The organism is Roseburia sp. AM16-25 (assembly GCF_003473825.1).
GTDB lineage: Bacteria > Bacillota > Clostridia > Lachnospirales > Lachnospiraceae > Pararoseburia > Pararoseburia lenta.
On sequence record NZ_QUCW01000003.1, the window covers coordinates 314,706 to 335,153 of the forward strand.

The 20,448-nt window shown below is 47.1% G+C and carries 21 protein-coding genes; 20 read left to right on the forward strand and 1 reads right to left on the reverse strand.

Annotated features, from left to right (window positions below):
* Window positions 1–28 precede the first annotated feature (28 nt).
* From DW183_RS08780 to DW183_RS08800, 5 genes are all read left to right on the forward strand, one after another.
* Window positions 29–241 carry a FeoA family protein gene (locus tag DW183_RS08780; RefSeq protein WP_118281621.1) on the forward strand — a complete coding sequence of 71 codons (213 nt, stop codon included), beginning with the start codon at window positions 29–31 and terminating at the stop codon, window positions 239–241.
* A 66-nt stretch (window positions 242–307) separates the two neighbouring features.
* Window positions 308–535 (forward strand): FeoA family protein, encoded by a 228-nt coding sequence (locus DW183_RS08785; RefSeq protein ID WP_118281622.1) that lies wholly within the window; start codon window positions 308–310, stop codon window positions 533–535.
* A gap of 3 nt (window positions 536–538) precedes the next feature.
* Window positions 539–2,686, forward strand: coding sequence for a ferrous iron transport protein B (feoB, locus tag DW183_RS08790; RefSeq protein WP_118281623.1), 2,148 nt, complete (start codon window positions 539–541; stop codon window positions 2,684–2,686).
* Window positions 2,687–2,724: 38 nt separating this feature from the next.
* Window positions 2,725–2,886, forward strand: coding sequence for a FeoB-associated Cys-rich membrane protein (locus DW183_RS08795; RefSeq protein WP_118281624.1), 162 nt, complete (start codon window positions 2,725–2,727; stop codon window positions 2,884–2,886).
* 495 nt (window positions 2,887–3,381) lie between these two features.
* Window positions 3,382–4,554 carry a glycosyltransferase family 2 protein gene (locus tag DW183_RS08800; protein ID WP_118281625.1) on the forward strand — a complete coding sequence of 391 codons (1,173 nt, stop codon included), beginning with the start codon at window positions 3,382–3,384 and terminating at the stop codon, window positions 4,552–4,554.
* A 74-nt stretch (window positions 4,555–4,628) separates the two neighbouring features.
* On the opposite strand, the gene DW183_RS08805 is transcribed toward DW183_RS08800, so the two are convergent.
* Window positions 4,629–4,871 carry a polya polymerase gene (locus DW183_RS08805; protein WP_118281626.1) on the reverse strand — a complete coding sequence of 81 codons (243 nt, stop codon included), beginning with the start codon at window positions 4,869–4,871 and terminating at the stop codon, window positions 4,629–4,631.
* A gap of 220 nt (window positions 4,872–5,091) precedes the next feature.
* Here DW183_RS08805 and araA point away from each other — a divergent pair, with 220 nt between their 5' ends.
* The 15 genes from araA (at window position 5,092) to DW183_RS08870 (ending at window position 20,446) form a co-directional block, all read left to right on the forward strand.
* On the forward strand, window positions 5,092–6,591 hold the full coding sequence (gene araA / locus DW183_RS08810) for an L-arabinose isomerase (RefSeq protein WP_118281627.1): 1,500 nt from the start codon (window positions 5,092–5,094) through the stop codon (window positions 6,589–6,591).
* 67 nt (window positions 6,592–6,658) lie between these two features.
* Window positions 6,659–6,805 (forward strand): hypothetical protein, encoded by a 147-nt coding sequence (locus DW183_RS12535; RefSeq protein WP_178011194.1) that lies wholly within the window; start codon window positions 6,659–6,661, stop codon window positions 6,803–6,805.
* A gap of 143 nt (window positions 6,806–6,948) precedes the next feature.
* Entirely contained in the window at window positions 6,949–7,764 is an 816-nt protein-coding gene (locus DW183_RS08815; RefSeq protein WP_118281628.1) for a DUF4422 domain-containing protein, read from the forward strand.
* Entirely contained in the window at window positions 7,764–8,720 is a 957-nt protein-coding gene (locus tag DW183_RS08820) for a glycosyltransferase family 2 protein (protein ID WP_118281629.1), read from the forward strand. The genes DW183_RS08815 and DW183_RS08820 overlap by 1 nt, the downstream gene beginning before the upstream one ends.
* Window positions 8,721–8,827: 107 nt before the next feature.
* The gene (locus DW183_RS08825; RefSeq protein ID WP_118281630.1) at window positions 8,828–11,482 is read left to right on the forward strand and encodes a valine--tRNA ligase; all 2,655 of its coding nucleotides are present in this window, start codon (window positions 8,828–8,830) and stop codon (window positions 11,480–11,482) included.
* 27 nt (window positions 11,483–11,509) lie between these two features.
* Complete coding sequence (gene deoC, locus DW183_RS08830) at window positions 11,510–12,178, forward strand: deoxyribose-phosphate aldolase (protein ID WP_118281631.1); 669 nt, start codon at window positions 11,510–11,512, stop codon at window positions 12,176–12,178.
* Window positions 12,175–13,599 (forward strand): DUF342 domain-containing protein, encoded by a 1,425-nt coding sequence (locus tag DW183_RS08835; protein WP_118281632.1) that lies wholly within the window; start codon window positions 12,175–12,177, stop codon window positions 13,597–13,599. The genes deoC and DW183_RS08835 overlap by 4 nt, the downstream gene beginning before the upstream one ends.
* An 82-nt stretch (window positions 13,600–13,681) precedes the next feature.
* The gene (locus DW183_RS12540; protein ID WP_199649422.1) at window positions 13,682–13,822 is read left to right on the forward strand and encodes a hypothetical protein; all 141 of its coding nucleotides are present in this window, start codon (window positions 13,682–13,684) and stop codon (window positions 13,820–13,822) included.
* 8 nt (window positions 13,823–13,830) lie between these two features.
* Window positions 13,831–15,234, forward strand: a complete 1,404-nt coding sequence (locus DW183_RS08840) for a tetratricopeptide repeat protein (RefSeq protein ID WP_118281633.1) — start codon at window positions 13,831–13,833, stop codon at window positions 15,232–15,234.
* A 99-nt stretch (window positions 15,235–15,333) separates the two neighbouring features.
* Entirely contained in the window at window positions 15,334–15,672 is a 339-nt protein-coding gene (locus DW183_RS08845) for an STAS domain-containing protein (RefSeq protein WP_118281634.1), read from the forward strand.
* Between the two features lie 2 nt (window positions 15,673–15,674).
* A complete protein-coding gene (gene spoIIAB, locus DW183_RS08850; RefSeq protein WP_118281635.1) occupies window positions 15,675–16,100 on the forward strand; it encodes an anti-sigma F factor in 426 nt (141 codons plus the stop codon).
* Window position 16,101: 1 nt separating this feature from the next.
* A complete protein-coding gene (locus DW183_RS08855; protein ID WP_118281636.1) occupies window positions 16,102–16,809 on the forward strand; it encodes a sigma-70 family RNA polymerase sigma factor in 708 nt (235 codons plus the stop codon).
* Window positions 16,810–16,926: 117 nt separating this feature from the next.
* Window positions 16,927–18,438 carry an efflux RND transporter periplasmic adaptor subunit gene (locus DW183_RS08860; protein WP_118281637.1) on the forward strand — a complete coding sequence of 504 codons (1,512 nt, stop codon included), beginning with the start codon at window positions 16,927–16,929 and terminating at the stop codon, window positions 18,436–18,438.
* Window positions 18,438–19,139: an ABC transporter ATP-binding protein gene (locus tag DW183_RS08865; RefSeq protein WP_118281638.1), complete on the forward strand. Its 702-nt coding sequence runs from the start codon at window positions 18,438–18,440 to the stop codon at window positions 19,137–19,139. Before DW183_RS08860 ends, DW183_RS08865 begins: the two co-directional genes overlap by 1 nt.
* Complete coding sequence (locus DW183_RS08870) at window positions 19,136–20,446, forward strand: ABC transporter permease (RefSeq protein ID WP_243069551.1); 1,311 nt, start codon at window positions 19,136–19,138, stop codon at window positions 20,444–20,446. Before DW183_RS08865 ends, DW183_RS08870 begins: the two co-directional genes overlap by 4 nt.
* The last annotated feature ends 2 nt before the right edge of the window (window positions 20,447–20,448 follow it).

The window sequence follows — 20,448 nt, forward strand, 5'->3', positions numbered from 1 at the left end:
TGTGCACAAAATGAGGAAGGTGAGTAAGATGATGCCTTTGGCTATGGCAAACAACGGAGAAGAGCAACTGATCAAAAAGGTCGGTGGCAAAGAAGAAACGAGATTGTTTCTGGAAAAATTAGGATTTGTGCCGGGATCCAAAGTCAGCGTCGTTTCGGAGGCAGATGGCAATGTGATCATCAATGTTAAAGATTCGCGTGTGGCGATCGGAAAAGAAATGGCACTTAAGATCATGGTTTAAATGGTACGCGTAAGACGTGCTTTTTAAATAAAGGAAAAAGAATGGCAAAGGAAAGGAAGTCACAAGATGAAAACATTACGTGATGTGAAGGTAGGCCAGTCTGCAGTCGTTACAAAATTAAACGGAGAGGGCGCTACCAAGAGAAGAATTATGGATATGGGTATCACAAAGGGCGTAGAAGTATATGTGCGCAAGGTCGCACCACTTGGTGATCCGATTGAAGTTACTGTAAGAGGATATGAGTTGTCTCTTCGCAAAGAAGATGCAGCTATGATTGATGTGAAGGAGGACTAAAAGGTGGGAGTACGTATTGCATTAGCAGGTAATCCGAACTGTGGTAAGACCACATTGTTCAATGCCCTGACCGGAGCCAACCAGTTTGTAGGAAACTGGCCGGGCGTTACGGTAGAAAAGAAAGAAGGAAAATACAAAGGAGATAAGGAAGTTACCATCACTGACTTACCGGGTATTTATTCTTTGTCCCCTTATACATTGGAGGAAGTCGTTGCAAGAAATTATCTGATCGACGAGCATCCGGATGCCATTTTAAATATCGTTGATGGTACCAACTTGGAAAGAAACCTCTACCTGACAACACAGTTGGTAGAACTTGGAATCCCGGTTGTTGTTGCGATCAACATGATCGACGTTGTTGCCAAGAATGGCGACCAGATCAATTCCAAGAGACTTGCCGAAGAACTGGGTGTTGAGGTTGTAGAGATCTCCGCATTAAAGGGTACCGGTGTAGAGGATGCAGCAGCAAGAGCCATCGCCGCTACTTCTAAGAAGTCTCAGAAGGCTAAGCATTCTTTCAATGGTTCTGTAGAGCATGCATTTGCTCATATCGAAGAACTTTGCTTACATAACATTGATGATGAGAATCTGCAGCGTTGGTATGCGATCAAGTTATTTGAGCGTGATACCAAGGTACAGGAAAAGTTAGGATTATCACAGGATATCATCGCACATATCGAAAAAGATATTGTTTCCTGTGAAGAAGAACTGGATGATGATGCAGAATCCATCATCACAGGTGAGAGATACAACTACATTGGAAGCATTATCAATGATTGTATCAAGAAGGCACATGCGGGCGCCCTTACCACTTCAGATAAGATCGACCGTATCGTGACCAACCGTATTCTTGGTCTGCCGATCTTTGCAGCAGTTATGTGGCTTGTCTATTATGTATCTATCACAACCGTTGGTGGATTCCTGACTGACTGGACCAATGATGTACTCTTTGGCGAGATCATTCCTCCGGCAATTGAGAACTTCTTAGTTTCTATCAATTGTGCTGACTGGTTGCAGGGATTGATCTTGGACGGTATTGTTGCCGGTGTTGGTGCAGTTCTTGGATTCGTTCCGCAGATGTTAGTTCTCTTCATCTTCCTGGGATTCCTGGAGGGATGTGGATACATGGCGCGTGTTGCTTTCGTTATGGACAGAATCTTCCGTAAGTTTGGTCTCTCCGGAAAGTCCTTCATTCCGATGCTGATCGGTACCGGATGTGGTGTTCCTGGAATCATGGCTAGTAGAACGATCGAAAATGACCGTGACCGTAAGATGACTATCATGACAACAACCTTTATCCCATGTGGAGCAAAGTTGCCGATCATCGCTTTGATCGCAGGTGCTTTCTTCGATAACGCAGGATGGGTTTCATGGAGTGCATATTTCGTAGGTATGGCAGCAATTATTTGTTCCGGTATCATCTTGAAGAAGACAAAGATGTTCTCCGGCGATCCTGCTCCATTCGTTATGGAACTTCCTGCTTACCACTGGCCAACCGTTGGCAGTGTACTTCGTAGTATGTGGGAGCGTGGCTGGTCCTTCATCAAGAAGGCTGGTACCATCATCCTCTTATCCACCATCGTACTCTGGTTCCTGATGAGTTTCGGATGGGCAAATGGTTCCTTCGGAATGCTCGAGGCAGAGCAGTTGGATGCAAGTATTCTTGCTAAGATCGGCACTGCGATCGCATGGATCTTTGCACCGCTTGGATGGACACAGGCAGGTCAGGGCTGGAAGATGGCAGTTGCAGCCGTATCTGGTTTGATCGCAAAAGAAAACGTTGTTGCTACCTTTGGTATGCTTTATGGATTTGCGGAAGTTGCAGAAGATGGTTCCGAAGTATGGGGCAATCTGGCGCAGGTGATGACACCAATCGCCGCTTACGGCTATCTGGTATTCAACCTTCTCTGTGCACCATGTTTCGCAGCAATGGGTGCTATCAAGAGAGAGATGAACAATCCAAAGTGGTTCTGGTTTGCAATCGGATATCAGTGTATACTTGCTTACATTGTAGCAATGTGCATCTACCAGATCGGAACACTCTTTACCGCAGGTGTCTTTGGATTTGGAACCGTTGTAGCATTTATCTTTGTGATCGGCTTTATCTATCTGCTCTTCCGCAAGGATAAATATGCAGCAATCAATAAATAAAAATGTGGCTCTTTTGAGCCGGTTTCGAGGTGAATGATATGGGAACAATCATTGTATTACTTGTATTGATCGCTATTGTTTCAGCAATCTTACACAGTTTGATCAAAAAGAAAAAATCCGGGAAAGGCTTATGCTCCGGTGACTGTGGATCGTGCGGCGGTTGTAGTTCTTGTGCTCCACCGGAAAAGAAATATAAATAAAATGTGTGAAAATGCCAGAGGGTTTTGCCTGCTGGCATTTTTCGTTGTTGGAAATAGGGTCGAGCCGGAAGCAAGCAGAAGTGGGCAGGACCGAAGGGGCGGGGAAGCATGTATTGGAGTGTAAATTCGTCGTATCTCTGAAAGAGGCTGCTTGTTTGAAATTGAACTGTCTTTGCACAGCTTCGACAGGCGGCGGGATATGTCCGTCAGTGGCAGATATTCAGGGGCACCTCTAATACGCTTTGCATTCATATCTGCCACAGACGAACACTATCCCAGAGCCTGTTTAACTTTGCAAAGACAGTTCTTATAAATAAAAACAAACAGCCTCTTTCTAGAGATACAGAATTTCACGACGCGTTCTTCCCCGCCCCTTCGGTCCTGCCCACTTCTACCTGCTTCCGGCTCGCCCCAGTACATAACGGAAAGAAAGCAGTAGACGAAAGCGCATCCTATGCATTATGATAAGAAGTAGCAAAGATAAGGAGCAAAAAGATGACAGGACAGATCAAATTTTCCGTGGTGATCTCGGCATACAATGTAGAAGAATATCTGCCGGGATTGTTGCAGGATCTTTTGGAACAGACCTATAACAACTTTGAGGTGATCCTGGTAGATGACTGTGCTACAGATCAGACGGGAGCGGTCGCGGAATCTTATTTACAGGCATTTCGCGGCAAGCAGGCAGACTATGTCGTGATCCATAAGCCGGAGAACGAGGGGCTTAGTATGGCGCGCAATACCGGGATCTCTCATGCCGCCGGAGACTATATCCTGTTTCTGGATGCGGATGATGGCGTGGAAAAGACCCTTTTGGAAAGGCTCTATCATGCTTTGGACGAGCAGCCGGCGGATATGGTCGTCTTTGGCTACACCGAGGACTACTATCAAAAAAATGCCTTGTCCTATCAGGTGCAGAAGACGCCGGAATTATATTATTTTTCAGATCATATCCATGATGGCGCACAGGGGTGGAAAAGACCGCTTGCCTATGCCTATCCTTATATCATAGAACTGGAGCATGAGACTATGTTTGGCTATGCATGGAATAAGGCATACCGGCTTTCTTTCTTACAGGAACAGAAGTTGCAGTTTCAGAATATCGTCCATATTGAGGACATTTTATTTAATGTGCAGGCAGCAGGAGCATTGCAAAGTCTTTTGACGTTGCCGGATGTCTTGTACCATTATGCCAATCGCGGACAGAGCCGCCTGACGGACAAGTATCTGCCGGAATATTTTGCCCTGCAAAAGACCAGAGTACAGGCATTCCTTAATATGCAGATGCGAAAGATCCAGACGGTGACCGAGGGCATGACCAAAGGAGAGACAGGCGGTTTGGAAAATCTGGACGTTGGAGCATGGCGCATGCGCCTGCATGAAGTCATGGCTGGGGTATATTTCCGGTCTTTCCAGTCATCCATGGTCAGAGGCATACAGCACGGCGACAGCAAGCGCGAGGTCATGGCAAGGGCAAGGGCTGAACTGGAAGGTCCTTTGTATGGCAGACTGCGCCGCCACTTATCGGAGGATGGGCGCGTGGCAAAGATCCTCTATGCCCCATTGGTGCGGGGAGATATCAGCGGAGCCTATCGCAGAGCCAAGGAGATCGCCTGGGCAAAAGAACATATGGCGGGAGCCTATGTAAAGTTAAAACAGAATCGGTAAAAAGAAAGAAACTGACGCGGAATACTTACTTTCCGGTCAGTTTCTTTTTGTAAGGAGTATGAAAAAAAGTTGCGTTATATTTTGCCACGCATCAGATAATCCATGATGCGCTTGGAGTCATCTGCTTCATGGGCGATGATCTCCATTTCCGGGATAGCGGAACTGGAAGAAAAAATGGTCGTCAGGGAAATAAGTTGACACAATTTTGACTTTAAGTTCAAACGGTCGCCATCAGCGGTGACGAGTTCTACCTGTCCTTCACAGGCATCAATGACTTTTAAAAATTCTTCCGGGTTTTCAATATTCATTACTTTCATAAACAGCGGCTCCTTTTGTCTGTATTTGCCAAAGGATGTGTACTTTGGCAGGCTTTCTGGCATCATCATACAACTTGCAAAAAAGCAGTGTCAACGAAATTGAAAATATTACCCTATCTTCATAAAAAAATGAAAAGACAGGATCTGGACTTTGACATAAGATAATCAGTAAGAGAGTAATGATTACGCTAAAATAGCGAGATATAGGAAAGGAGCAGACATGTTAGAAAAGAAGAATTATCAGTTTTGGTTTTGCACCGGATCACAGGATCTGTACGGAGAGGAGTGCCTGGCACATGTGGCAGAACATTCAAAGATCATCGTTGAGGCTTTGAACAGATCCGGCAACCTGCCATACGAGGTCATCTGGAAGCCGACCATGATCACAAATGAAGTGATCCGCAGAACTTTTAACGAAGCAAATACGGATGCGAATTGCGCAGGTATCATTACCTGGATGCATACGTTTTCTCCGGCAAAATCATGGATCCTGGGCTTACAGGAATTGCGCAAACCACTTTTGCATTTACATACCCAGTTCAACCGGGAGATTCCATATGACACCATCGATATGGACTTTATGAATGAGAACCAATCCGCGCACGGTGATCGTGAATATGGTCATATCTTCAGCCGTCTTGGCATGGAGCGCAAGGTCATCGCCGGCTATTGGGAAGATGCGGATGTCCAGAAGGAGATCGGCGCATGGATGTGTACGGCAGTGGGCGTGATCGAGAGCAGCCATGTCCGCGTGATGCGTGTGGCTGATAATATGCGAAATGTTGCTGTTACCGAGGGCGACAAGGTCGAGGCACAGATCAAGTTCGGCTGGGAAGTAGATGCCTATCCGGTCAATGAGATCGTAGAAGCCGTGAATGCCGTATCACAGGCAGATATTGATACTTTGGTAGAGGAATATTACAGCAAGTATGACATCCTGCTTGAGGGCAGAGACGAAAAAGAATTCCGTCAGCATGTAGCAGTGCAGGCGGGTATAGAGATCGGTTTTGAGCGTTTTCTGGAAGAGAGAAATTATCAGGCGATCGTTACACACTTCGGAGATCTGGGCGGACTCAAACAGTTGCCGGGACTTGCCATCCAGCGTCTGATGGAAAAAGGCTATGGATTTGGTGCTGAGGGTGACTGGAAGACCGCGGCTATGGTGCGTGTCATGAAGATCATGACCCAGGGAGTCAAAGATGCCAAGGGAACATCTTTTATGGAGGACTACACATACAATCTGGTACCGGGTAAGGAAGGCGTTCTGGAAGCACATATGCTGGAGGTTTGTCCGACGATCGCGGACGGCAGGATCGCAATCAAGGAGCAGCCACTGAGTATGGGCGAGCGTGAGGATCCGGCAAGACTGGTATTTACATCAAAGACCGGACCTGCTATTGCAACATCACTGGTTGATCTTGGCGACCGCTTCCGTCTGATCATCAACGATGTGGATTGCAAAAAGACAGAAAAACCAATGCCAAAACTTCCGGTTGCAACTGCATTCTGGACACCGCAGCCAAATCTCAAAGTTGGCACCGAGGCCTGGATTCTGGCAGGAGGTGCACATCATACTGCCTTCTCCTATGATCTGAGCGCAGAGCAGATGGGGGATTGGGCTGCCAATATGGGCATTGAGGCAGTTTATATTGATAAGGACACCAACATCCGTCAGTTTAAGAATGAAATGAACTGGAATTCTATTTATTACAGAAAATAAAACAAACATGTGTAATTTCCATCCCGGTGTGTTATACTGTGCTTAGTTGTTTTTGGAGGTAGGTAAAATGACAGAGATGGGGTTTTTGATTTTTTTTGCCATACTGATCTTGTTTGTTGTTATCGTTGCAGTGGTTGTGGTGGTATCGGCAGTGGCAGGCGCGAGCGCAGCGGTTGCCAATACGATCGCAGATGACGACGATGGCGATGCGTGATGGCATGAAGATCGGAAAAATTAAATAAGTGTTTTAGGAACAGCCGTCATTATTTGCAGTAATGACGGCTATTTTCATATCCCCTTGAACAATTCACCTGCATAGTATGCTATAATGTAAAAAACTATGATTTGGAGAAAATTATGCAAACAAAGATCATCATTGCCATGCATAAGCCATACAAGACACCGGCAGAATCCGTCTATCTGCCCCTACAAGTGGGCGCAGAGGGAAAGGACAGCATCCTAGGACTTGTGTGTGACAATACAGGCGAGAATATATCAGCAAAAAATCCAACTTACTGCGAACTGACCGGTCTCTACTGGGCTTGGAAAAATCTGGATGCAGATGCCATCGGTCTGGTACATTACCGTAGATACTTTACAGGAAAGAGCCGCTCTTATCGGAAGGCGCATGCAAACGACCTGATGGATTGCGTATTGACGACAGCAGAAGCCGGGGATCTTATGGAGGCTTATGACATCGTCGTGCCGACAAAACGTAAGTATTATATTGAATCCCTGTATTCACACTATGCACACACGCTGGATGCCAAGCACCTGGATCTGGCACAGGAGATCATTCACAGCAAATGCCCGGAATATGACGCAGCATGCAAAAAGGTCTACGCATCAACCTGGGGATATATGTTTAATATGTGCATTATGCGGCGGACCTATCTGGATGCCTACTGCAAATGGCTTTTCCCGATCCTGGCAGACTTAGAGGATGCCATGCAGGATGATCTGAAAAGCATGAGCGCCTTTGAGGCGAGACTCTTTGGACGTGTCAGTGAGATCCTTTTTAATGTCTGGTTGTTAAAAGAGCAAGAGAGCAAAGATGCACCGCGCGTCAAGGAAGTGGCGACCATGCACATGGAACCGGTCAACTGGCTGAAAAAGGGCGGCGCTTTTCTCAAAGCAAAGTTCTTTGGCAGAAAATATGGAGCAAGTTTTTGATGAAAGTAAGTATTATCACTGCCTTTTATAAGGGGAATGCTTATATGGCAGATTACAAAAAAATGATCCGCGCAAACCAGAAAAATCTGGAGAGTGCGGATGAATTGGAAGCCGTGATCATAAATGACAGTCCGGAGGAGAGCGTTGTCCTGCCGGAAGACGGTGGCGATTGCAATATCTGGATCTACGACCAGAAGCAAAACGGCGGGATCCATGCGGCGCGCGTACGCGGGCTTTCTCTCTGCACCGGTGACTATGTGATCTTTCTGGATCAGGACGACCGCTTGCGGGAGGATGCAGTCGCTACCTTTATTGCGACTATGAAAAAATACCAGACGGAGGCAGATAAGGTGCATGCGACGCTGGGGCAGGAATTTTCCCGGACAAAGATCGCGCAGATCATGCGTTATCCGGTACTGGTCTCAAATGCTCTTATGGAGCAAAAGGACGGAGAGGTCTTATGGTATCGCACGGATTACCATAAAAAGTTGGTCGGTGATTACAAGACCTATCTTCGCATTGGCAACCAGATCGTTTCACCGGGACAGTGCCTGATTCCAAAGGCTATGATCCCTGCTGTCTGGACACAGCATATAGGAAAAAAGAACGGATCGGACGATTATTTCCTCTGGTTGCTTCTGCTTTGCCAGCGGACACCGTTTTCTTTTGTAGACCAGCCGCTTTATGTGCATGGTTATACGGCACAGAATTTGTCTGCGGACGCCAAGAAGATGGATGACTCCACCTATGAGTTTATTCATGTTCTGGAAGAAGAAAAGGTCATGGATCCCAAAGATATCCGACTTTTGCGGCGGACGATCTCCTATAAAGATAAGTTTCGAGGTGGCAGTGCCGGGACAAAGGCGTTTTCTACCCTGCGCAATCTGGATATTTTCCTGCCAAATCTGATTTTTAAATGGCGGAGCAAAACACCCTATGGATTTAACCGGGAATGAGAAAAAGGCAGTTGATTTTTCCCCTGTTTCCTTATAAGATAATATAGATAAGATGGTAACATAGGCAAGGAGTAGATCCGCCTATGCGGAAAGGAATAATAGATAAAATGAGTAAAGAATTAGCAAAGACGTATGACCCGAGTGGGTTGGAAGACAGACTTTACAAAAAATGGGAGGATAATGGCTATTTTCACGCTGAGGTAGACCGCAGCAAGAAACCATTTACCATCGTGATGCCACCTCCAAATATCACAGGTCAGCTCCACATGGGACATGCTTTAGATAATACCATGCAGGACATTTTGATCCGTTACAAGAGAATGCAGGGATACAATGCCCTCTGGCAGCCGGGGACAGACCATGCAGCCATCGCTACAGAGGTCAAGGTCATCGAGCATCTGAAAAAGCAGGGCATCAACAAGGATGACCTGGGACGTGACGGATTTTTAGACGAATGTTGGAAGTGGCGCGAGGAGTACGGCGGACGTATCATCCGTCAGCTCAAGCGTATGGGATCTTCTGCTGACTGGCAGAGAGAACGTTTTACCATGGATGAAGGCTGTTCTAAGGCAGTCGAGGAAGTCTTTGTTAAATTATATAATGAGGGCTATATCTATAAGGGCAACCGTATCATCAACTGGTGTCCGGTCTGCCAGACCTCTATTTCTGATGCAGAGGTAGAGCACGTAGAGCAGGCAGGACATTTCTGGCATATGAAATACGAGATCGTTGGAGAGCCGGGCAGATATGTAGAATTTGCTACGACCCGTCCGGAGACCATGCTGGGAGATACCGCAGTGGCTGTCAATCCGGCAGATGATCGTTACAAGGATATCGTCGGCAAGACCGTTATGCTTCCGTTTATGAACCGTGAGATCCCGGTTATTGCAGACGAGTATGTAGATATGGAATTTGGAACCGGTGTCGTTAAGATCACACCGGCACACGACCCGAATGACTTTGAGGTTGGCAAGCGTCATGATCTTCCGGTCATCAATATCTTAAATGATGATGCGACCATCAATAGCAATGGTGGCGAATTTGAAGGCATGGATCGCTATGAGGCACGTAAAGTCATCGTTCAGAAGATGGACGAGATGGGACTGCTGGTTGGTATTGAAGATCATGTCCACAATGTCGGTACCCATGACAGATGTAAGACGACGGTTGAGCCTATGGTAAAGCCGCAGTGGTTCGTTGCCATGGAAGAATTGGCAAAGCCGGCGGTTGAGGCGATCAAGACAGGCGAATTGCAGTTCGTGCCAAAGAATTATGATAAGACTTATTTGCACTGGTTGGAGAATATCCGCGACTGGTGTATTTCCAGACAGTTGTGGTGGGGACATCGTATCCCGGCATACTACTGCCAGGATTGTGGAGAGACTGTGGTTGCACGCGCATCCGAATCACCGACCAAGTGTCCGAAGTGTGGCGGCGTACACATGAAACAGGACGAAGACACGCTGGATACCTGGTTCTCATCTGCTCTATGGCCATTTTCAACTCTGGGCTGGCCGGATAAGACCGAAGATCTGGATTATTTCTATCCGACCGATGTACTTGTGACCGGATATGACATTATCTTCTTCTGGGTTGTCCGCATGGTATTTTCCGGTTACGCACACACAGGCAAGTCACCTTTCCATACGGTATTGATCCATGGACTCGTGCGCGACTCACAGGGACGCAAGATGAGCAAGTCTTTGGGCAATGGTATCGATCCACTGGAAGTCATTGATAAATACGGCGCAGACGCCCTGCGTCTGACCTTGATCACCGGTAATGCACCGGGCAATGATATGCGTTTCTATTGGGAGCGTGTAGAGCAGAGCCGCAATTTTGCAAATAAGGTATGGAATGCATCACGTTTCATCCTGATGAACTTAGAAGGTGTAGAACTGACCCAGCCAGAGGAAGCAGATCTTGCCGTTGCAGATAAGTGGATCCTTTCACAGGTCAATACACTGGCAAAAGATGTGACCGAGAATATGGACAAGTACGAACTTGGTATTGCGGTACAAAAGGTCTACAACTTTATCTGGGATGAGTTCTGTGACTGGTACATTGAGATCGTTAAGCCTCGTATGTATCGCAAGGATCAGGATATGGTATCTGCAAATGCTGCACTTTGGACTTTAAAGACCGTCCTTACCGATGCTCTGAAACTTTTGCATCCGTTCATGCCGTTTATCACAGAAGAGATCTTCTGCACCTTGCATCCGGAGGAGGAGACCATTATGCTGACCGACTGGCCGGTATATGATGAGAACCGTCATTATCCAAAGGAAGAGGCTATGATCGACAGAGCCAAAGATGTCGTTCGTGGTATGCGAAATCTCCGTACCGATATGGAGGTACCGCCAAGTCGCAAGGCAAAGATCATCATCACATCGGATGATGCGGCAGTGCGGGGGATCTTTACCGAGATCACAGAGTCTTATCAGACACTTGCCGGTGCCAGTGAGGTATGCGTACAGGCAGGTACAGAGGGCGTACCGGAAGATGCCGTTTCGGTTGTTATCCCGGATGCGGTCATGTATATTCCACTCGAGGATTTGGTAGATTTTGAGAAGGAAAAGGAAAGACTGACCAAGGAAAAAGAAAAACTGGAAAAGGAACTTGCGCGAAGCAAGGGCATGCTTTCCAATGAGAAGTTCCTGAATAAGGCTCCGGCAGAAAAGGTGGCTGAGGAGCGCGCGAAGATGGATAAATACCAGCAGATGATGGATGATGTGCTCGCACGTCTGGCACAGATGAAGTAAGGCACATTATTTTAAGGAGGATATGCAATGGATGCAGCACAAGTAAAGCAGATTCTTACAAAGGTAGATCACACATTACTGCGTGTAGACAGTAGGTGGGAGGAGATACAAGAGGTTTTGGATGATGCAATGCGTTATGAGACTGCTTCCGCCTGCATACCTCCTTCTTTTGTAGAAAGAGCAGCAGCCTATGTGGATGGCAGACTTCCAATCTGTACGGTCATAGGATTTCCAAATGGCTACGCTACAACGGCTACCAAGTGCTTTGAGGCATCCGATGCTGTGGCAAAGGGCGCAAGCGAGATTGATATGGTCGTCAATGTCGGTTGGGTCAAGGAAGGACGTTTTGATGACATCTTAGATGAGATCGATCAGGTCAAGGCAGCGTGCCAGGGAAGACTCTTAAAGGTCATCATCGAGACCTGCCTCTTGACAGACCAGGAGATCATTTCCATGTGTCAGGTGGTGTCCGAGTCCAAGGCAGAATATATCAAGACCTCTACCGGCTTTTCAAAAGCAGGAGCAACAAGAGAAACTGTATCTCTGATGGCATCGCATGTAACAGATGGCACACTGGTTAAGGCGGCAGGTGGTATCGCATCCTTGGAGGATGCAGCAGATTTTATTGCACTGGGAGCAAGCAGACTTGGTACCAGCCGCGTGGTAGCGGCGGTCAAAGAAGGGAGTCGTAAATGACAACTCCGATGAATCCATATGCCAAGAAACCGATCATTCGTGTTGACAATAAGGCTATGTTTGCGACGATCCGTTTTCCGGCTCCGGCTGAGGGGGAAAGTGCGCCTCAGTATGATGTGGATACACTGGAGAACATGCTTGCACAAGAGGGGATAGTCTATGGAATTGATAGGAATATGCTTTCCTCTTTGTGCCAGGAGATCCTTTTTGATACTGAACTCATCGTTGCTGTGGGAAAAGAGCCCATGGAAGGGATCAATGGCTACTACGAATATCATTTTAGTCAGGATTTCTCCAAGAAGCCGACCATCCGACCGGATGGATCTGCGGATTTCCTTAGTATCAAGGTGATCGAGGTCGTGCATGAGGGTGACCTGATCGCCACTTACCATCCTGCGGTCATGGGTATGCCGGGCATGAATGTGCGTGGCAAAGAGATCGAGCCGCGCATGATGCGTGATATGCCACCGATCGGTGGACGTGGTTTTCATCGTTCGGATGACAATCTGTACTATTACGCGGATATGGATGGTAAGATCGTCCTAAAGAACAATCGGATCAATATTTCTCCTGTCTATGAGATCGACCAGGATGCGGATATGAGCATTGGCAACATTGATTTCAAGGGCGATGTGGTGATTCATGGCGGTGTCAAAAACGGCATCCGTATTCATGCGACAGGATCGATCACGGTGGATGGTCTGGTGGAATTGTGCGACCTGCGCGCCGGAAAAGATATTTATCTTTTGAGCGGTGTCAAGGGTGGAGAACGTACCACGATCCATGCAGAGGGTGCGATTACGGCAGAGTTTATTGAGTATGCCATTGTCTCCTGTAAGGGAATGTTGCACGCGGATGTGCTTTTTAACTGTCTGGTGAATTGTGATTCCAGGGTCATCACGACCGCAGGCAAGCGTTCTGCTATCATCGGCGGCTATGTGACGGCGGTGCAGGGCGCATCTTCCCTGGTGATCGGCAATAAGTTTGGAACCGTGACCCATGTTATGGTTGGGATTGACGAGGAGCGCATCAAGGAAATGTCAGATCTTGCAGACAAGATCCGGTCTTTGGATGCCAATCTTGCCAAGATCAAACAGGGGATCGAGGATTTTGAACTTCTGGCACAAAAGAAGGGAATTTCCTACAAGGAAGATCCGAGGCGTATGCAGTTGCTGCGTATCCGTATCCGCGATGAAGCGGTGGTTGCGGAAGCCCGCGTGCGTTTTGATGAACTGAAAGCCTTGATGGAGGCAGGACGAGGAGCAACGGTGCGTGCCTATGATACCGTATATTCCGGCGTGACGGTGCGGATCATGGATCAGTATGCACAACTGACGGATTTTCAGAAGCGCGTGGAATTTGTCAAGACCATGACCGGTATCCGTATGGATCCGCTCTTGGATCCGGTTCCGGATGAATAGAGCATCTGCTGACAGATTTTGACGGAATGTTCACAAAGAATCATTATGATAGATAGAAGAAAGCAGTAGTTTGGAGGCTGAAATGATAGATTTTGAAGAAGAACTGAAAAAGTTTGAGCCAAGTATGGAAGTAGAAGAAGCGGAAGAAGAGATCCAGAAGCGAGATCTGACGGATCTGACGGATATCCTTCGGCAGATGACAGAGCAAAAGAGAGGGAGATAGAAGCAGACATGAAATGTTATATGTGTGGCACCCTTGTGGATCATGAAAACGTATGCCCTCATTGTGGCAGTGATTTGAAGATCTATCGCACCATTCTGGCATCGTCCAATACCTTGTATAATACCGGTCTGGAGCAGGCGCAGGTACGCGATCTGTCCGGTGCGATCGTTTCTTTGAAAAAGAGTTTAAAATACAACAAATACAATACCCAGGCGAGAAATCTCCTGGGACTGGTATATTTTGAGTTGGGCGAGACTGTCATGGCGCTGAGCGAGTGGGTCATCAGTAAGAACTTAGAGCCGGACAATCCATTGGCAGACCGCTATCTCGACGAGATCCAGAATACACCTGGCATGCTTGATAAGTTAAACCAGACAACCAAGAAATACAATCAGGCACTTTTGTATTGCAGACAGGGCAGCCGCGATCTGGCGACTATCCAGTTGCGCAAGGTATTGAACCTAAATCCTAAATTTGTTGCCGGACATCAGTTGCTGGCTCTTTTGTATATTCAGGATGGCAAGTATAATGAGGCGCGCAAGGAGTTAAATGCAACTAACAAGATCGATGTGCGAAATACCATCACACTGCGTTATTCCAGAGAGGTGCGCGAGAAATTAAAAGAACTCAACCAGAACAAAAAGAAGCGTAAGAAGGATGATCTGGTTTCTTTTCAGGATGGCAATGATACCATCGTTATGCCGAGCAATTCCTTCCGGGATATGATCGACAGCACCAGAGCCAGTGTGGTCAATATTCTGGTAGGACTGGTTATAGGACTTTTGATCTGTTTCTTTTTGGTCATCCCGACCATTCGCCAGCGGGCTTCTGAGAATGCGGCGGCATCTTTGGTCGATACCAATGAACAGTTGACCAATAGTGCATCCAATGTCAGCAGCCTGAAAAAGCAGGTGGAAGACCTCAACAAAGAACTGGAACAATATACCGGAAAGTCAGATGCGGTAGGCTCCTATGAAAAACTCATGGAGGCAAAGGAGGCTTACGACGCATCCAATCTGGATCAGGCAGGGGAGGCACTTTCTTCCGTCAATCGGGATCTGCTTGAAGAAAAAGGGCAGGCTATGTATGATCTGATCCATACGGCAGTCTATGCCAAGGTTTTGGAAGATGCCTATAATACGGCTTATCAGGCATACCAGAGACAGGATTATCAGACTGCCAAGGATAGTTTCGGTCAGGTGGTATTTATCGACCAGACCTATCATAACGGTGATGCGCTTTTTTATCTGGCAGAGTGTCAGTGGAATACCTGGGAGTTTGACAGTGCCATAGAAAATTACCAGAAGGTCATTGAGCAATACCCGGATACATCCCATGCAAGAACGGCGCAGGAACGCATAGATTCCTATGCACAATCTAATGGCGGGGATGATAATACTACCAATAACTAAGAGAGAATTTCATATAAGAAAGCATACAAAAGACGTAAGGAAAATATTTCCCTACGTCTTTTTCTATTTCATAAACAGGAAAAATAGGAGGACAAGCAGATGGAATACAAATTTGAAATGGGGCAGGGAAAATTGCGTGTGGTCGTGCCAAAGGAACTTGACCATCATCTGGCAACCCAACTCAAAGAGGAGGCGGACCTTTTGATCGAGACTTATCATGTGAAGACCCTGATCTTTGATTTTACCAATACGGAGTTTATGGACAGTTCCGGGATTGGCGTTTTGATCGGCAGGAGCCGGAATTTGAGTTTTTCCGGTGGACAGGTGGTGGCGACCAATTTGAGCCCGCGTGTGGAGCAGATCTTTCGCATTTCCGGTCTGCAACGGCTGATCACTGTTGTGCCGTCAGATCAGGAAAATCAAAAAAGTGAGGTGTAGGCATGGAAAATCATATGACAGTAACCTTTGATGCAATCTCAGAAAATGAGGCGTTCGCACGCATGGTAGTTTCTGCTTTTATGGTGGGGGCAAATCCGACTGTGGGGGAGATGGATGATGTAAAGACAGCGGTATCCGAGGCGGTGACGAATGCCGTGATCCATGGCTATGACAAGAAAACAGGTAATGTCATGATGCGTTGTAGCATGAAGGAAAATCTGCTGACCATCTGTGTGCAGGATTTTGGTAAGGGGATCTTGGATATCAAAAAGGCAAGGGAACCCTTTTATACGACCAAACCGGAACTGGAGCGGTCAGGCATGGGTTTTGCTTTCATGGAAACCTTTATGGATAGTGTGGATGTGATGTCGGTTCTGGGAGTTGGTACGACGGTTACGATGACGAAATGCTTGCAGGATCAGGTCTAGTATGGATGGAATCACGGAAAGAATCGAACGTGCGCAAAGAGGAGATAAGGGAGAAAGAGACAGGCTGGTTGTGGATAATATGCCCCTGGTATGGAGCATGGTGGGGCGCTTTTCATCTTCCGGTAAGGATAAGGAGGAATTGTTTCAAATTGGCATGATCGGACTCATGCAGGCGATCGATCGTTTTGACACTACATATGACGTACGCTTTTCCACCTATGCGGTTCCCCTGATCTTAGGGGAAATCCGTCGTTTTTTGCGGGATGACAACCCCATCAAGGTGTCTCGGACTATCGCAGAACACAGAAAGCAGATCCAGACCCTGCAGCAGGGGCAGGAAGATATTTCTGTGGATCAGATCGTAGAAAAAACGGGATTGACCAGAGAAGATGTTGTCCTTGCCATGGCAAGTGCCAGACCGGTCACTTCCATCTATGAGACTGCCTATGATTCTGGGGAAAGTCAGGTGCTTGTGGTGGATCAGTTGGAGGGAAAGGAAAAGCCGATGGAGGAGGAAGTCGTGGAAGAACAGATCCTTGCTTTGGCCATGCAGGCATTATCGGCGGAGGAAAAGCGTCTGATACAAATGCGCTTTTTTGAGAATATGACACAGACAGAGATCGCAGGCAGACTAGGCATGACCCAGGTACAGGTTTCCCGCAGGGAAAAGAAGATCTTACAGAAAATGCGTGAGTTTATACTTTTTTAATAAAAATTTTCCGATTGCCTTCTTGAATATTCCAGTTTGAACCTATAGAATTGAGCATATGCAAAATCGTTTGATTATGGAAGTTTTTTACATAGGAAAAGAGGGAGAAAGAAAAAGATGAAATGGATCAAGGAGCATAAGAAAGTATGCATCATAATCGCGATTGTGGCGGTCGTTGTCATCGCGATCATCATCGGCGTTGTTTCCGGTGGTAAGAAGCAGACGGATAGCAATGAGGAGACGGCGACTGTCGAGAAGCGTACACTGATGGAAAGTGTTTCGGCGACAGGTACTTTTGTGGCGGCAGATGAGGAAAAGATCACTTCCGATACGACCGGCGTGGAGGTTTTAGCCGTCAATGTCGAGGTGGGAGATAGGGTTAGCGCCGGAGATGTCATAGCCGTTCTTGACAGTGCAGACCTTCAGGACAATCTCGCTGATGCCAAGGAGAGTTTGGCGGATACCAATGAGCAGACGCAGCGCACCAAGGATAGTGCTAAACGCAATCTGGAACAGGCAGGAAAGACCAGGGATGAGGATCTGGCAGATGTTGATACCAATATCCAGGATGCCTATGATGAGTGGCAGAGTGCGGAAAACAATTACAATGAATCGGTAGCAGCCTACAATGAGGCGGTGGCGATGGCAAACAGCATTATGGATAAGACAAGCACTGCATATACCAATGCCAATTCACAGGTCAATACTTTAAAGCGTCAGATGGATACGGACCGCAGGACGGCAGACAGCAGAAAGTCCTCCTACGATCGTCTGGTCTCTCAACGTGAGGATACGATCAAGCGGATCAACGACACCTATCAGGATCAGGTGGATACTTACAACAATACCATGGATTCTACCGAGGATTCCGGCAAGACCCAGCAGGAACGTATTGATGACTTACAGGAGCAGATTGACGGAACTGTAGTAAAAGCAACGGCAAGTGGACTGGTAACGGCGGTCAATGTGGAGGTGGGCGACACCTATAATGGCAGTGTGATCGCAGTGATCGACAATGTGGATTCCTTTGATATCACGACCGAGATCGATGAGTACGACATTAACAGCATTGCGGTAGGGCAGGAAGTCGTCATCAAGACCAATGCAACCGGAGACGAAGAACTTTCCGGTACGGTCAAAAAGGTATCACCAATCGCAACCGGAAGTTCCAGTGGCGATCTTTCCGGCAGTCTTGGAGGACTCGATTTAGGAAGTATCATGGGCGGTAGTGGCTCGTCATCTTTTAGCACAGGAAGCAACAATGATGACGTTACCTTTACGGTTACCATAGCTTTAAACACACCGAGTGATAAACTCCGTATTGGTATGACCGCAAAATTGAACATCGTTTTACAGAAAAATGCAGATGTTCTTTCTGTACCATATAATGCAGTGCAGACAGATGATGAGGGAACTAGTTATTATGTGCAAAAAGTAACAGGTACAAACGAAGACGGCACTTACAAGACCAAGAAGATCAAGGTAGACAAGGGAATCGAGAGTGACTATTATACGGAGATCATCAATTCCGGTTTAGAAGAAGGGGATCAAGTGATCGTTCCGGCAGCAGAGAAGCAGAATAGTTTAGAGGATATGATCAACCAGTCAAGTTCTATGGGAGGTGTATAATGAGCCGCACGATCATAGAACTGGAAGATATCTTTAAGCGTTTTTATATCGGAACACCAAATGAACTCGAGGTCTTGCACGGCATATCTTTAAAGGTTATGGAAGGTGAATTCGTTGCCATCGTGGGTGCATCCGGCTCCGGAAAGTCAACACTGATGAACATTATCGGTGCGCTAGACCGACCGACAGAAGGCAAATACATTTTGGATGGTGTGGACATGATTGCGGCAAAGGATGCAGAACTTTCCAAGATCCGCAACCGCAAGATCGGTTTTGTTTTCCAGACATACAATCTGATCTCTAAAACCAATGCGATCAAAAACGTGGAGATGCCTATGTTATATGCGGGGATTCCCGGCAAACAGCGCATTGCCCGTGCCAAGGAATTGCTGGAACTGGTCGGTATGGAGGAACGTATGAAACATTTGCCGGAGGAATTATCCGGCGGACAAAAGCAGCGTGTCGCCATAGCCCGTGCCATGGCAAATGATCCGGCGATCATTCTGGCGGATGAGCCGACCGGTGCCTTGGATTCTACGACGGGACGTATGGTCATGGATCTTTTTCACAAACTGCATGAGGAGGAGGGCAAGACCATCGTGCTCATTACCCATTCACCGGAACTGGCAGAGGAGACCGAGCGTATCATTACGATCAAGGATGGAAATGTCCTTGGAGAGAGGAAGGGTACGGCAAGATGATGATGATTTACGAAAATATCCGTCTGGCGCTTTTTAGCCTCAAAGCCAATAAGATGCGGGCGCTTCTGACTATGTTAGGCATCATTATTGGTATTGGTTCTGTTATTGCCATTATGACGGTAGGAGACTCCGTTACCAGTACAGTCGCAGATTCCATGAGTTCGCTGGGGGCTAACAATATCACTGTAACACTGGAAGAGCGAAAAGATGATGAAGAGGCATCCGATGCTATGTTTGGCATGAACTGGGGATCTTCGCAGGATGACAATGCCAAGCAGCCGACACAAAAGGATTATATAACGACGGATATGCTTCGCCAGATGAAGGAAGCCTTTGGAGATTCTATCACTGCCTATTCCATCACGGAACAGGTGGGAAGCGGTTCTATCCAGCAGAATGCAGAGAGTGGAAAAGCCAATGTATCCGTTATGGGAACAAGTCTTGGCTATTTTCTGGCGAATGATGTGCAGTTGGTACAGGGATCTTATTTTAGCGAGGAAGAGTTGGAAAATGGTGCTATGGTAGCCCTGCTTTCGGAAGAGGCGCTGGATGATCTTTTCCATGGAGATGCGGATGCGGCTGTCGGCTCTACCATGACAGTTTCTGTCAACGATAAGTATTACAATCTCATCATAGAGGGCGTTTATGCCAAGGACGAAGATGAGACTATGAGCATGTATTCCATGTTTATGAACAGTGATGCAACCAATCTCTATATTCCGCTAAAGACGGCACAGGATATCAATCATGCCAGTGGTTATCAGACGCTGACCGTGGTTGTAGATCCAAATCAGAATCCGGATCAACTGGCGGCAGATATTGAGTCCTATTTTGACAACCTCTACCGTAATAACCGCGATTTTATCGTGTCGGCGACCAGTATGGCATCTATGGTATCTATCATGGAAACCATGATGAGTACGATCACAACGGCGATTGCTTTGATTGGTGGTATTGCTCTTGTCGTGGGCGGTATCGGGGTCATGAATATCATGCTGGTATCCATTACGGAGCGAACGAGGGAAATTGGTACCCGAAAAGCACTCGGCGCACCGAACTCCTCCATCCGCCTGCAGTTTATCATCGAGTCCATTGTGATCTGCCTGATCGGGGGCGCGATCGGTATTGTAGTCGGTTGCGTTGGCGGTATTGCAGCCGCTAATTATATCGGAGCCAGTGCGGTACCGTCTGTCAAGAGTATCCTGATCTCGCTTGGATTTTCCATGGCAATCGGTGTCTTTTTCGGTTATTATCCGGCAAATAAGGCAGCCAAACTCAACCCGATCGACGCACTTAGATATGAGTAAGG